The 14057-nt window shown below is 34.9% G+C and carries 11 protein-coding genes; 8 read left to right on the top strand and 3 right to left on the bottom strand.

Going from position 1 to position 14057, the window contains the following annotated elements; all coding sequences use genetic code 11:
• Window positions 1–26 precede the first annotated feature (26 nt).
• On the top strand, window positions 27–446 hold the full coding sequence (locus tag AC3IS6_RS14090; protein WP_489160231.1) for an OsmC family protein: 420 nt from the start codon (window positions 27–29) through the stop codon (window positions 444–446).
• Between the two features lie 170 nt (window positions 447–616).
• Here AC3IS6_RS14090 and AC3IS6_RS14085 read toward each other — a convergent pair whose 3' ends face one another.
• Window positions 617–1885, bottom strand: a complete 1269-nt coding sequence (locus AC3IS6_RS14085) for a tetratricopeptide repeat protein (RefSeq protein ID WP_489160229.1) — start codon at window positions 1883–1885, stop codon at window positions 617–619.
• A 43-nt stretch (window positions 1886–1928) separates the two neighbouring features.
• Entirely contained in the window at window positions 1929–4574 is a 2646-nt protein-coding gene (gene gyrA / locus AC3IS6_RS14080) for a DNA gyrase subunit A (protein WP_489160228.1), read from the bottom strand.
• Window positions 4575–4831: 257 nt separating this feature from the next.
• Between gyrA and AC3IS6_RS14075 the strand changes: the two genes are divergently transcribed.
• The 7 genes from AC3IS6_RS14075 to AC3IS6_RS14045 all read left to right on the top strand — a co-directional run bounded on the left by AC3IS6_RS14075 (window position 4832) and on the right by AC3IS6_RS14045 (window position 12490).
• Window positions 4832–7378, top strand: a complete 2547-nt coding sequence (locus tag AC3IS6_RS14075) for an ATP-dependent Clp protease ATP-binding subunit (RefSeq protein ID WP_173966661.1) — start codon at window positions 4832–4834, stop codon at window positions 7376–7378.
• 140 nt (window positions 7379–7518) lie between these two features.
• A complete protein-coding gene (rimK, locus tag AC3IS6_RS14070; protein ID WP_489160226.1) occupies window positions 7519–8889 on the top strand; it encodes a 30S ribosomal protein S6--L-glutamate ligase in 1371 nt (456 codons plus the stop codon).
• Window positions 8890–8920: 31 nt separating this feature from the next.
• A complete protein-coding gene (locus tag AC3IS6_RS14065; RefSeq protein ID WP_489160224.1) occupies window positions 8921–9541 on the top strand; it encodes a hypothetical protein in 621 nt (206 codons plus the stop codon).
• A 68-nt stretch (window positions 9542–9609) separates the two neighbouring features.
• Window positions 9610–10125, top strand: coding sequence for a DUF421 domain-containing protein (locus AC3IS6_RS14060; RefSeq protein WP_291286544.1), 516 nt, complete (start codon window positions 9610–9612; stop codon window positions 10123–10125).
• 102 nt (window positions 10126–10227) lie between these two features.
• A complete protein-coding gene (locus tag AC3IS6_RS14055) occupies window positions 10228–10563 on the top strand; it encodes a PadR family transcriptional regulator (RefSeq protein ID WP_489160222.1) in 336 nt (111 codons plus the stop codon).
• The gene (locus tag AC3IS6_RS14050; protein WP_489160220.1) at window positions 10560–11177 is read left to right on the top strand and encodes a hypothetical protein; all 618 of its coding nucleotides are present in this window, start codon (window positions 10560–10562) and stop codon (window positions 11175–11177) included. The genes AC3IS6_RS14055 and AC3IS6_RS14050 overlap by 4 nt, the downstream gene beginning before the upstream one ends.
• A complete protein-coding gene (locus AC3IS6_RS14045) occupies window positions 11174–12490 on the top strand; it encodes a serine hydrolase domain-containing protein (RefSeq protein ID WP_489160218.1) in 1317 nt (438 codons plus the stop codon). Before AC3IS6_RS14050 ends, AC3IS6_RS14045 begins: the two co-directional genes overlap by 4 nt.
• A 51-nt stretch (window positions 12491–12541) precedes the next feature.
• Here AC3IS6_RS14045 and AC3IS6_RS14040 read toward each other — a convergent pair whose 3' ends face one another.
• Window positions 12542–13936, bottom strand: coding sequence for an SMI1/KNR4 family protein (locus AC3IS6_RS14040; protein ID WP_489160216.1), 1395 nt, complete (start codon window positions 13934–13936; stop codon window positions 12542–12544).
• Window positions 13937–14057: the final 121 nt, after the last annotated feature.

The raw sequence follows: 14057 nt of genomic DNA, 5'->3' as shown, positions 1-14057 counted from the left end.
TAATTACTAATTCAAATCACAAGACAATGAAATTTACAAGAAAAGCAAATGCCAATTGGAAAGGAACTGGTATGGAAGGAAAAGGGACGATCAGCACACAGAGCACTACTTTAAACAACGCACAATTATCATTTAAAACAAGATTTGCTGACGGTGTTGGAACAAATCCTGAAGAACTTATCGCCGCAGCTCATTCCGGCTGTTTTACGATGCAATTAAGTTTTTTACTAAACGAAGGTGGTTATACAGCAGATGATTTAAGCACAGAGGCCACAGTAACGTTTGAAGATGGCTCCATCACTTTGATTCATTTGGATTTAAAAGGAAAAGTGCCAGTTATTTCTAAAGAGGAATTTGAAAAAACAGCAGCAAAAGCAAAAGAGATTTGCCCAATTTCCAAACTTTTAAACACTACTATCACATTGTCCGTTACACTAATCGCTTAAGAAAATTCCAAATTTTAAAACCCAAATTCCAATAATCCCAGGTATCATTGGAATTTGGATTTTGAAAATACTAAGCTTTTATACATACCAATAAAAAATTCCAAATCCCTACAATGTTAAACATCATTGGAATTTGGAATTTCAAATTATTGAGTATTAACTCCCGTTAATTACATTGTCGCTTTCAACGCTTTTGCTTCAGCGGTCATTTCTAACGCTTTGTAAACCCCTAATAAAGTTTTAGAAACATCCTCATTTTTAGGATCTAACTCATTCGCTTTTTTAAGGTAAGGAATAACTCCTTTGAAAACACTTTCTCTTTGTGCTTTCAACACATCGTAACGTTTCATATCCTTAGCAGTAGTCCCCAATTTATTCATTTCATCAATGATTGGTTTTTCAGCTTCTAATTTTAATGCTGCAAGGTTTAGGTAAGCATTAGCATAGTTTGGATTGATTTCGATCGCTTTTAGGTAATATTTCTCAGCATCAACATTGTTTTTTGCATTCGCACTGATAACACCTAAGTTAAAAACTAAATCAGCATTGTTTGGATCTTTTTGCAAAGCCTCACCTACTAGTTTTTTGTATGTTTCGTAATCTTTAGATTCCAAATACAAATTAGCTTCAGTCAAGATCAAAGAAGAATCTTCCGGATTTGCCTTTCTTGCATCTGCAATAGCTTTCTTAGCATCTTCACTACGTCCTTTTTGAACCAGGATTAAAGCAAGATTTTTGTAGATTTCACCTCTTTTAGAAGGAATAGCTTCTGTTTTAGGTTTTTCGTGAGTTCCTAATTTTACTGCTAAATCTCTGTCTTTAGCATTGTTAAAACCATCTTCACTACCCGAAATTTTATTTACAGCCGTGAAACTAGTTCCTTTTCCTGAATAGTTTAATTTTTTTAACTCTTCGTACATCGGTAAAGCAAGATCAAAATCCTGAGCATTTACTGCCGTAGAAGCCGCATAGTACAAATTGATTGTGTCTTTTTTATCTAACAAATAAGCATCATACAATTTTTTTGCTCCATCAGCATGTTTGGTTGCCTGAGAATCAGCAATTGCAGCATTAATCAACTTTCCTTTTATTTCAATAATAGAAGTCGCAGCCTGAGTAGAATATTTAACTTTTCCAGATGCTTTTTCAACATCAATTAGTTTTTTATAAGTCTCAGCAGCAAGAGAAAGATTTTTCCCCTCCTCTACTTTTTTATTAGCCAAATCTAAATAAGCATTACCTTTTACAAAATAGTATTGTGCTTGTTCAACATCTTTGGCATTTACTACCATATTTTCAGCATCTTTTAATATCGTAAGTGCTCCTTGAGCATCTCCGCTTTTTAATGCTTTTTCAGCACTCTTAATCTGATCCTTCTGAGCAAAAGTAGCTACTGAAATCAATAATGCTGACGCAAGTATTACATATTTACTTTTCATAATATTCAATTTGTGTATTTAATTATAAGTGGTTTATTTTCTACTATTCTTCCGATTCTTCTTCTTCAGAATCATCTTCATCCTCTAATTCTACTTCTGAATCATCATCGTCATCATCATCTTCGACAACACCGTCATCTTCAAGAACCTCTAAATCCGGTTTCACTCTCTCAATTGCCGATTCAATAACATTACCATCTTCGTCTACAACAACTTCAGCAACATCATCTTTCATTACTTTTGTTACCGCAGCAATAGAATCTTTACCTTTTAGGTTAATCAATCGAACTCCCTGAGTAGCACGCCCCATTACACGTAAATCCTCAATAGCCATTCTAATGGTTAATCCAGACTTGTTGATAATCATTAAATCATCAGCATCTGTTACCGCATTGATCGAGATTAGTTTTCCTGTTTTCTCTGTAATGTTAAGGGTTTTAACTCCTTTTCCGCCACGATTTGTAATTCTGTAAACATCCTCACCATCATCATCTACTAATTTCGTACGTTTTCCGTATCCGTTTTCAGTTACAACCAAAATTTGAGAATCGTTAACATTTTCTTTATCAATAGTTACCATTCCAATTACTTCATCGGTATCGTCTTTTAAAGTAATTCCACGTACTCCTGAAGCAGTTCTTCCCATAGGACGCGTTTTGGTTTCCTCAAAACGAACCAATTTACCTGATTTAACAGCCAGGATAATTTGACTCTCTCCGTTAGTTAATTTAGCTTCAAGTAATTCATCACCTTCTTTAATAGTAATAGCAGCAACACCATTTACCCTTGGTTTAGAATACTTCTCTAAAGATGTTTTCTTAACCTGACCTTGTTTGGTAACCATTACAAGATTATGACTGTTGATATACTCTTTATCTTTTAAATCCTGTGTACAAATGAAAGCTTTTACTTTATCATCACTTTCAATGTTTACCAGGTTTTGGATTGCTCTACCTTTTGCCGTTTTGCTTCCTTCCGGAATTTCATAAACACGCATCCAGAAACATTTTCCTTTTTGTGTAAAGAACATCATATATTGGTGGTTGGTAGCTACGAACATATGCTCAAGGAAATCCTGATCTCTTGTTCCTGCACTTTTTTGTCCAACCCCTCCTCTATTTTGAGTTTTATACTCTGTCAGATTGGTACGTTTGATATAACCAGCATGTGAAATTGTAATTACAACATTTTCATCGGCAATTAAATCTTCGATACTAACATCTCCACCTGAATATTCGATAGTAGAACGACGCTCATCTCCGTACTTTTCACGGATTTCCTCAAGTTCTTCCTTAATTAAATTCGTTCTTAAATCTACATCTGCCAATAAGGCTTTCAAATGTTCGATTAACTTCATTAATTCATCAAACTCAGCTCTTAACTTATCTTGTTCCAGACCTGTTAACTGACGCAAACGCATTTCAACAATTGCACGTGCCTGAATGTCTGACAAATTAAATCTCTCGATTAATTTCTCACGGGCTTCTTCGGTATTTTTAGAACCTCTGATAATCGCAATTACTTCATCAATATTATCTGAAGCAATGATTAAACCTTCTAAAATATGAGCTCTTTCTTCTGCTTTACGTAATTCAAAACGAGTTCTTCTTACTACTACATCATGACGGTGCTCAATAAAATAGTGAATCATATCTTTCAGATTCAGCATTTGTGGGCGACCTTTTACCAGTGCAATATTATTTACACTAAAAGAAGATTGTAATGAAGTATATTTATATAAGGTATTCAATACTACGTTTGGTGTAGCATCACGTTTCAAAATATAAACGATACGCATACCATTTCTATCCGATTCGTCACGAATATTCGCGATACCCTCAATTTTTTTATCGTTAACCAAATCAGCCGTACGTTTGATCATTTCAGCTTTATTAACCTGATATGGAATCTCGGTAACAATAATACATTCTCTTCCATCCACTTCTTCAAAACCAACTTTAGCACGCATTACAATACGTCCTCTACCGGTTTTAAAAGCTTCACGAACTCCTTCATAACCGTATATTACACCACCGGTTGGAAAATCCGGAGCTTTAATATGCGTCATTAATTCGTCAACTTCAATATCATTATTATCAAGGTAGGCTAATGTACCGTTGATTACTTCAGTTAAATTGTGTGGCGGCATATTTGTTGCCATACCAACAGCAATACCTGTAGCTCCGTTTACTAATAAAGTAGGAACTCTTGTTGGCATTACTTTTGGCTCATATAAAGTATCGTCAAAATTCAACTGAAAGTCAACAGTTTCTTTTTCGATATCTGCCATGATATCTTCAGAAATCTTACGCATTCTAGCCTCGGTATAACGCATTGCTGCCGGGCTATCGCCATCAACAGAACCAAAGTTACCCTGACCATCCACTAATAAATATCGCATACTCCATTCCTGAGCCATACGTACCATCGCATCATATACAGAGGTATCTCCGTGCGGGTGATACTTACCCAGAACCTCTCCTACGATTCTTGCAGATTTTTTGTGGGCAGATCTTGATGTTACTCCTAAGTCATACATTCCGTAAAGAACTCTTCGATGCACTGGTTTCAAGCCATCTCTAACATCTGGAAGTGCTCTCGATACGATTACTGACATCGAATAATCAATGTAAGCTGATTTCATTTCATCTTCTATGTTAATAGGAATTAACTTTTCTCCTTCAGACATAAGTTGTTATATTAAATAATTATATTAGTTTCAAAGCGTGCCAAGATACGTTTTTTTGAAATTTTTTCAGCTATTTACCTACACTTATTTCAATGATTTATTAACAACTTTATTTTAGGTTTTAGTTAATAAATTAAGCGTATTTTAACGCTTTTATTGTTATTTTTTTTGTCACTTAGCTGTCAGGAGATGCTGATGGGTACGGTTTTTGTTTTTCAAACAGTAATTCACTAAATTTACAATACCAATTATATATTATGGATGATAATTTTTCACCAAGAGTAAAAGATGTTATTACCTACAGTAAAGAGGAAGCCTTGCGTTTGGGCCACGACTTTATTGGTACTGAACATCTAATGCTAGGCATTTTAAGAGATGGAAACGGAAAAGCTATTCATATACTTAATAACCTTGCAGTCGATTTAGATCATTTACGCAGGAAGGTAGAAATACTGAGTCCAGCCAATCAAAGCGTTGAAGTAAATGCCGAAAAGAAAAATCTTCATCTCACGCGTCAGGCGGAAAGAGCCCTGAAGACCACTTTTCTGGAAGCAAAAGTATTTCAAAGCTCGTCAATTAGCACGGCACATCTGCTTTTATGTATCTTACGCAACGAAAACGATCCAACAACCAAGCTATTGAATAAACTAAAAATAGATTATGACATAGCTAAAGAACAATATTTAAATATGACTCCAAACGAAGAAGAATTCTTAGAAAACTTGCCAAGAAACGAATCGTATAATGACGATTCAGGACAAGATGACAGTCTTAAAGAAAGTAGTTTTAACAATCCCGCCAATAAGTCAAACAAAAAATCCAAGACTCCTGTTTTGGACAATTTTGGGAGAGATTTAACAGAAATGGCAGAGGAAGGAAAACTGGATCCGGTTGTAGGACGCGAGAAAGAAATCGAACGCGTTTCTCAAATTCTAAGCCGTAGAAAAAAGAACAACCCACTTCTTATCGGAGAGCCGGGAGTTGGTAAATCTGCTATTGCAGAAGGACTAGCTTTGCGCATCATTCAGAAAAAAGTATCCCGTATTCTTTTTCACAAACGTGTAGTTACACTTGACTTGGCCAGTTTAGTAGCCGGAACAAAATACCGCGGTCAGTTTGAAGAAAGAATGAAAGCTGTGATGAACGAACTGGAGAAAAATGATGACATCATTCTTTTCATCGACGAAATTCACACTATCGTAGGTGCAGGTGGAGCAACAGGCTCGCTTGATGCTTCAAACATGTTCAAACCTGCTTTGGCAAGAGGTGAAATCCAATGTATTGGAGCTACAACTCTTGACGAATACAGACAATATATTGAGAAAGATGGCGCCCTTGAAAGACGTTTTCAAAAAGTAATTGTCGAACCAACTTCTGTTGAAGAAACAATTGCTATCCTAAACAATGTAAAAGACAAATACGAAGATCACCACAATGTTACTTATACACAAGAAGCTATTGAAGCCTGCGTTAAATTAACAAACAGATATATGTCTGAGCGTTTCTTACCAGACAAAGCCATTGATGCTCTTGACGAAGCAGGATCACGCGTACACATTACCAACATTGATGTTCCTAAACAAATTTTAGATTTGGAACGTCAGTTAGAAGAAGTTCGCGAAATGAAAAACATGGTGGTTAAGAAACAAAAATATGAAGAGGCTGCCAAACTTCGCGACGACGAAAAACGTATCGAAAAAGACCTGGCTGTCGCTCAGGAACAATGGGAAGAAGACTCTAAAAACAACCGAATTGAAGTTACAGAAGACAATGTAGCCGATGTCGTTTCAATGATGACCGGAATTCCTGTTAACCGTATTGCACAAACAGAAAGCAATAAATTAGCCCAATTGCCTGAATTAATTCAAAACAAAGTAATCGGACAAAATGAAGCTGTTCTAAAAATTGCACGTTCTATTCAACGTAACAGAGCCGGACTTAAAGATCCAAACAAACCAATTGGTTCGTTTATTTTCCTAGGTCAGACAGGAGTTGGTAAAACACAATTAGCAAAAGTTTTAGCAAAAGAATTATTTGATTCGGAAGATGCGTTAATCCGTATCGACATGAGTGAATACATGGAGAAATTTGCTATCTCACGTTTAGTTGGAGCACCTCCGGGATATGTAGGATACGAAGAAGGTGGTCAGTTGACTGAAAAAGTTCGTAGAAAACCGTATTGCGTTGTTCTTTTAGACGAGATCGAAAAAGCACATCCGGATGTGTTTAATATGATGCTTCAGGTTCTAGATGATGGATATTTGACAGATAGCTTAGGTCGCAAAATCGACTTTAAAAACACGATTATTATCATGACCTCTAACGTTGGAGCACGTCAGTTAAAAGACTTTGGACAAGGTGTAGGATTCGGAACTGCTGCAAAAGTAGCTCAGGCCGATGAGAACTCAAAAAGCATTATCGAAAATGCCTTGAAAAAAACCTTTGCTCCTGAGTTCTTAAACAGAATTGATGATGTAATCGTATTCAATGCCTTAGAAAAAGCCGATATTGACTTGATTATCGAAATTGAACTTAAGAAATTGTACAGCCGAGTTTCAGAATTAGGATATACCTTAAGCCTTACCGATAAAGCAAAAGCATTTATTGCAGAAAAAGGTTTCGACAGACAATTTGGCGCAAGACCTCTAAAAAGAGCGATTCAGAAATATGTTGAAGATTTATTAGCAGAAGAAATCATCACTTCAAAAATACATTCAGGTGATGAAATCTTAATGGATCTGAAAGATGATTCTCAGGAACTTTCCGTAGAGATTCATAAAGCCGAAGAGCCAACTAATCAATAAATTAGTTTAATTTTATAACAAAAATAAAATACCCGTTACGTTTTCATAACATAACGGGTATTTTTTTTGGATAATTTGCTATCTTTAATAAAAGCAAATAGCTATTTTTGGCTATTAAATTCTATAATAAAAAACAACGTATGCTTCAAAACAAAGTCATTTTAGGTAGCGAAGAATGGTGCTCATTTCCAGAACTAGGAATCCCGACAATCAAGGCTCGTGTGGATTCCGGTGCCAAAACTTCGGCAATGCACGCTATAAACATAGCTCCTTTTATAAAAAATGATGCCAATTGGGTAAAATTCGATATTAATCCAATTCAGAATAATATCAAAACTATTATTCATTGTGAAGCTCCGTTGGTTGACAAAAGAATTGTAAAAAGCTCAAGCGGTTTTAGAGAACATCGCTACGTTATTCAAACACATTTAAAAATTGGCGATATAAAGTGGCCAATCGAAATGACCTTAACCAACAGGGATTCTATGGGATTCCGAATGCTTCTAGGCCGTGAAGCCATGAGCGGACGTGTACTAGTTGATCCCGAAGAAAAATATCTTTTGGGACAACCAAGTCCTGAAGCCTTAAAAGAATTATACCAAAACTCCGAAAAAGCAAGCTCCGGATTAAGAATTGGGCTTTTGGCCAGCAATCCTGAGTTGTACAGCAATAAAAGAATCATGGAAGCAGGTGAAATGCGCGGACATGAAATGCATTTTTTGAACATCAAAGAATGTTATATGAAACTGGATGCCAAAACACCTGAAATTCATTATCGTGGCGGAAAAATACTGAACCAGTTTGATGCTATTATCCCAAGAATCCGACCAAGTATTACTTTTTACGGTTGCGCTTTAACACGTCAGTTTGAAGCATTGAAGGTTTTCGTTCTGAACTCAGCGACCGCAATCACACAATCCCGCGATAAACTCTATTCTTTACAACTTCTATTAAACAGTGGAATCGATATCCCAACTACCGGATTTGCCAATTCTCCACTAGACACTGACAATCTAATTAAAATGGTTGGAGGATCTCCTTTAATCGTGAAATTACTGGAAGGTACCCAGGGAAAAGGTGTTGTTTTAGCAGAAACAAAAAAAGCTGCAGAAAGTGTAATCAACGCTTTTAAAAGCCTAAATGCAAATATACTTGTTCAGGAATTTATCAAAGAAGCCAACGGAAAAGACATTCGCTGTTTTGTTATCGATGGTAAAGTGGTAGCTGCAATACAACGTGAGGCTATGCCAGGGGAATTCAGAGCCAACATTCACTTAGGCGGAACTGCATCTGTCATAAAAGTAACTGCCGAGGAGAAAAAAATCGCTATAAAAGCCGCAAAAGCCATGGACTTAAAAGTAGCAGGTGTTGACATTATTCGTTCTTCAAAAGGTCCATTATTACTTGAAGTAAACTCTTCTCCGGGGCTTGAAGGAATCGAAGGCGCTACCAACAAAGATGTTGCGGGCGAAATGATTAAAGCAATCGAAAAGAACTTTAAGCTTATATAAAACAACGCAAACATCAAAGTAAAAAATCTAAATGAAGAAAATTTTGATCTTTCTAACACTACTTGTAGTGAGCTGCAATAAAAACGACTGCACCACTAGTGAAAAAATTAGAAAAATTGAAACTGACAGGATAATAGAAACTTTTTTCGAGCAAAACCATTTTGAAAATAATAAAGATGCTTACGCAGTTTGTATAAGTTTTAAAAAACTTAAAATTAATACTGAGAGTTTATATGCGAAACCAACCCAAAAAACACAAATTATAAAGCTTCCTCCACATTTATCAAAAATTCTCCAAAACACGGAAGTTTATATTGAAAGACTTTTGAATGCAAATTTAAATGGAGAGAAGATATTCAAATTTAAAGATTCAACAAACTTTGTAGAACAAAACAATTGCTTTTTTAAATATACCGTTCCTAAAAATATAGCAGGAAAGATAAAAACAATACCGGTATCAAAAATAGAAAACACTACAGATTATATGATATTCTCAATTCCTATTTTTTCTGAAGACAACAAAAAAGCCTATATGGAAATTGATTATTACTCAAAAGAATTACCACATGGACAATCAGTGTACTTAGAAAAAAAAGATACTATTTGGAAAGTCATCTACACTAAAAATATCTGGGTCAAATGTCAAGGTTAAAATAGCAATATCTATTAATCACCAAAACTTTGACAAAGTTTTATTTTAATTCAAATAATAAAGAAATGATGCTATCCCCCTATTTAGATATTATTTTAAGAAGTCTCTCCGTCTATTTTTTCATGACTATTGCTTTGAGAATCTTCGGTAAAAAAGAACTTTCGCAATTGAACACTGCCGATATTATTCTGATTTTATTGATCAGCAACTCCGTTCAAAATGCCATGGTTGGCCCGGACACTAGTCTTTGGGGAGGTCTGGTTGCGGCTTTGGCTTTGTTTATCATCAATTACATCATCAAAAAACTGACTCACAAATACAAAGGTCTCAGCAATTTACTACTGGACAAACCTGAAATCCTGATTCATGATGGCGAACTTGATTTCAAAGCTTTAAGCAAGCTTGATATTTCACACGAAGAATTAAAAGAAGCGGCACGCGAACATGGTCTGGAGCATTTAACAGATATCAAACTCGCCATGCTGGAAATCGATGGTACTATAAGCATTATTTCAAAAGAGAAACAAAATCTCAAGCAAACACACTACAAACGAAAACACAATCGTAAGAATCTGCAAAAATAAACAATAATTATAAGTATTTAAAAATCAACGACTTAAATATCTATATTAAAAAACTTAGCTATATACTTTGTTATACTATGTATTTTGTTATACATTAGCCACATGAACGAAACATTTGTAACAAACTGGAAGTCTCAGGTAAAGAAAGGCACTTTAACTTTCATTATCCTTAATGTACTCAAAAACCAAGAGTACTATGGTTATGAACTTATCGAACAAATAAGAAAACATACGGAAATAGAAATAGCGGAGGGAACACTTTACCCATTAATGAACCGATTAAAAACAGAAGAGCTGGTAGACTCAAAATGGGTTGAACAGGAAACCGGAATTCCAAGGAAATACTATTCCTTAACCGAAGCCGGTGTCGCAACTTTGAGCCAAATGAATATTTACTGGGAAAATCTCGAAAAATCAATTAAAAAAATCATTCAATGAGAATAGAAGATATCAAATTCGAGCAGAAAGCTTCGCAACGAATTTACAACAACTACATGAAGCGTATCAAAAAAGCAACGGCTTCATTGTCAAAAATAGATCAGGACGACATTTATATGGAATTTAACAGCCATATTTTTGAAGCCATTCAACATAGAAACGGAACAAACGAAATTGATTCTCTTTTAGACAGCATCGAAAAACTAGGCCCTCCTGAAGAGGTTCTAAAACCTCTAATTGCCGATAAAAAACTGGAACAGGCTACCAAAACTTTCAATCCTGTTCATGTTTTCAAAGCTTTGGCATTAAACATTACCAATGGTATTTCGTACATCTTTTTTTCTATTTTATACCTTTTCCTATTTGGTTTTGTATTCCTGATTTTTGCAAAAATCCTGCATCCTTCCCAGGTTGGTCTTCATATCAATAAAGACTCTATTTCTGTTTTCACATTAGGAATAATGAATCCCGAGGACCAAATTAAATACCACACTTACGAGGCTCTCGGTAATTGGTTTATTCCTGTCATGCTAGTATCAACCGTATTATCCTATTTACTCATAACCCTATTATTAAAACTAAAAAAATCAATCAATCAAAAATCATCCTTATGAAAAAAATCACCAGCATCTGTTTCATTGCCCTCATCACTACGGGCGCTTTTTCCCAAACTTTCAATTCAAATAAACTCGACAGCCTGTTTGAGATTTTAGAAAAAAACAGCAAATACATGGGAAGCATTGCCATATCTGAAAACGGGAAAACAATTTACACCAAATCTATTGGTTTTGATGACATTGCAAACGCAAAAAAATCAAGTATACAGACCAAATACAGAATTGGCTCGATCTCTAAAACATTTACAGCCTCTTTAATTTTTAAGGCTATAGAAGAAAATAAAATCAATTTAAATCAAACCATTGACAAGTATTTTCCAACGGTAAAAAATGCCAAAACAATTACAATCAGTAATTTACTAAATCACCGAAGTGGTATGCACGACTTTACAGACGATGATGATTACTTAAAATGGAATACTCAATTCCAATCCAGAGCCAAAATGATCGAACGTATTTCTGCCGGTGTCGTCGTTTTTGAACCTGATACAAAAGGTCAGTACAGCAATTCAAATTACATACTATTGTCGTTTATACTCGAAGACATTTATAAGAAGTCTTATGGTGAAATTTTAAGTCTAAAAATCACAAAACCTCTAAAGCTAAAAAACACTTATTTGGGCAGCAAAATCAACCTGAACAACAACGAATGTTATTCTTATACACTTGAAGGAAAATGGAATAAAGAAAGTGAAACCGACGCATCGATTCCGCTTGGAGCCGGAGCAGTAGTTTCTAATCCTACTGATTTAAATCTTTTCTATGAAAATCTCTTTGCAGGAAAAGTAGTTTCTACAGAACATTTAAACCAAATGAAAACCATTAAAGACAAATTCGGAATGGGTCTTTTTGAATTTCCATATTACGACAGAAAAAGTTACGGACATACTGGAGGAATTGACGGTTTCAGATCTGTTGCAGGCTATTTCCCAAATGAAAAATTAGCTTTAGCCCTAACTTCAAACGGAATGGGTTATGACAACAACAATATCATGTTATGCGCACTAAATTCTTATTTCAACAGACCCTTTACAATGCCGGTCTTTAGCAACGTTGCTATCACCTCTGCAACACTGGATTCCTACTCGGGAACTTATGACAGCTTACAAATCCCGTTAAAAATAAGCATTTCCAACAAAGACAATACTTTAATCGCTCAAGCCACAGGCCAGCCTTCTTTTCCTCTAGAAGCAACAACTGTAAATATCTTTAAATTTGATACCGCAGGAATCGTTCTAGAATTTAATTCTGAGAAGAAAGAAATGACTCTAAAACAAGGTGGGAAAGATTATTTGTTTACAAAAGAATAACTCTTACTGAAATAAAAAAAAGCTAGTTTCTTTATTGAAACTAGCTTTTTTTTATTTCCAAAATTGATACCATTCCTTGCCCTGGTTATCGATTTCAAAATCTATAGTAACCGTTTTAATAGTTTTATTAGTCAAACCATAAGCTTTTAATCTATGATTGAGATTTGCCAAAATATAATCTTTTTCTTTTGGGAATTTTTCAGCAATCATTTTATAGTGTTTTAAAAGCCTTCTATCCTCTACTCCATCCAATGCCTGCAAAGTCGCATGAATAACCCGGTTTGAATCATCATGAAGCCCTTCTATAAAAACACTGATATATTTCTTTTTATCACTCATTTGTCCAAGTCCGTAATAAGCACTAACTCTTATTTTTTCACTTTTACTAGACGTAAACGGAATGATAATATCTCCATAATCCAACTTCGTTTCTTTTAACAAATAAGTACAAAATCTAAAGGTTTCATCATCTTTAATCGTATCAGCATTTGCTTTTATAACCTCTAACCAGTCTACACTTTTGCCTTTTGCATACCAAAATACAAACTGAAACACAGTCAGCAGACTCTGTTTAGAAAAATCGAATAAATAAGGCTTTGCCCTTTCATAATCAAACTTCGTGAGTACCTGAAGCATTGTTTTCTGAACCTCTCCAGAATTTACTCTATATTGCTCCTCTACAACACTAAGAATTTCAAAATCTAATGCCTCTTTTTTCAAGATCCCATTAAGACATTCCATTTTGGTTTCATGATCCTCCGTAGAAAAATACACCTCTAAAATATAGCCTGACAATCCGCCTAATGTATATCGGAACAAATCAGGGTCATTTACCATTGTGTTTTCAGGAATAATTCCATCAAGCCAACGCTCGTACCAATCTAAAAAATTAGATTCAAAAGTAAAAAAGGGTTTCTGCCTGTCGATATCAATATTAACCACTCGTCCTTTAAATTCCCCATTTAAAACAAGTCCGTAATAATAAGAACAACCCTGACTCGCAATTGGCAATATTCCGGCAAACATTTTACCGAGTTCCACATCGAAATCTTCATGAGAAATATCGTCATTCTCGTCAATATTTTTCGTCAATTCCTTCCAGAATTCATCACTCATTTTTGGATAAATTCTACAATCCTGTTTTAAACAATTTTCAGCGTTACTATAAATAAATTCCTCTAGATTTTCACCAAAAGGGAAAATCCCATAACTCGGACCAGCAGCAGCATCCTGATCGGATTTTCCGCCATTACCAATATGCAATAAAAAGGCTTTATAACCCTCCGGAAGCTCCAAATTATACTCAGTTTCAAAACTGATTATCTGATCTTCACTAACTGTTTTTCCAATCTTATATTTATGACTTGACGCTCCAAAAACCTTTAAAACTTTGTCTGCATTTTTCGCGATGATCAGCTTCTTTCTTATTCTTTCTATCTGATTCAATAGGTCTGTTTTCAATCTGTATTTCTTTCTTTATTTTTAAGTAAATATAAATACATTATAATTCAAAACGATCATGCATAACAAACAAAAAAGCCGATTTCAAATTGAAATCGGCTTTAAA

The sequence above is a fragment of the Flavobacterium sp. KH_035 genome, from assembly GCF_057839565.1.
Note: the sequence above shows the minus strand (reverse complement) of the source record. Positions and strands in the feature narration are given on the sequence as shown.

Bases quoted from the DNA above. Each gene is read 5' to 3' on its own strand.
- gyrA (WP_489160228.1), bottom strand. From the start codon at position 4,574: ATGTCTGAAGGAGAAAAGTTAATTCCTATTAACATAGAAGATGAAATG.
- AC3IS6_RS14090 (WP_489160231.1), top strand. From the start codon at position 27: ATGAAATTTACAAGAAAAGCAAATGCCAATTGGAAAGGAACTGGTATG.
- AC3IS6_RS14055 (WP_489160222.1), top strand. From the start codon at position 10,228: ATGAACGAAACATTTGTAACAAACTGGAAGTCTCAGGTAAAGAAAGGC.
- AC3IS6_RS14045 (WP_489160218.1), top strand. From the start codon at position 11,174: ATGAAAAAAATCACCAGCATCTGTTTCATTGCCCTCATCACTACGGGC.
- rimK (WP_489160226.1), top strand. From the start codon at position 7,519: ATGCTTCAAAACAAAGTCATTTTAGGTAGCGAAGAATGGTGCTCATTT.
- AC3IS6_RS14065 (WP_489160224.1), top strand. From the start codon at position 8,921: ATGAAGAAAATTTTGATCTTTCTAACACTACTTGTAGTGAGCTGCAAT.
- AC3IS6_RS14075 (WP_173966661.1), top strand. From the start codon at position 4,832: ATGGATGATAATTTTTCACCAAGAGTAAAAGATGTTATTACCTACAGT.
- AC3IS6_RS14085 (WP_489160229.1), bottom strand. From the start codon at position 1,885: ATGAAAAGTAAATATGTAATACTTGCGTCAGCATTATTGATTTCAGTA.
- AC3IS6_RS14060 (WP_291286544.1), top strand. From the start codon at position 9,610: ATGCTATCCCCCTATTTAGATATTATTTTAAGAAGTCTCTCCGTCTAT.
- AC3IS6_RS14050 (WP_489160220.1), top strand. From the start codon at position 10,560: ATGAGAATAGAAGATATCAAATTCGAGCAGAAAGCTTCGCAACGAATT.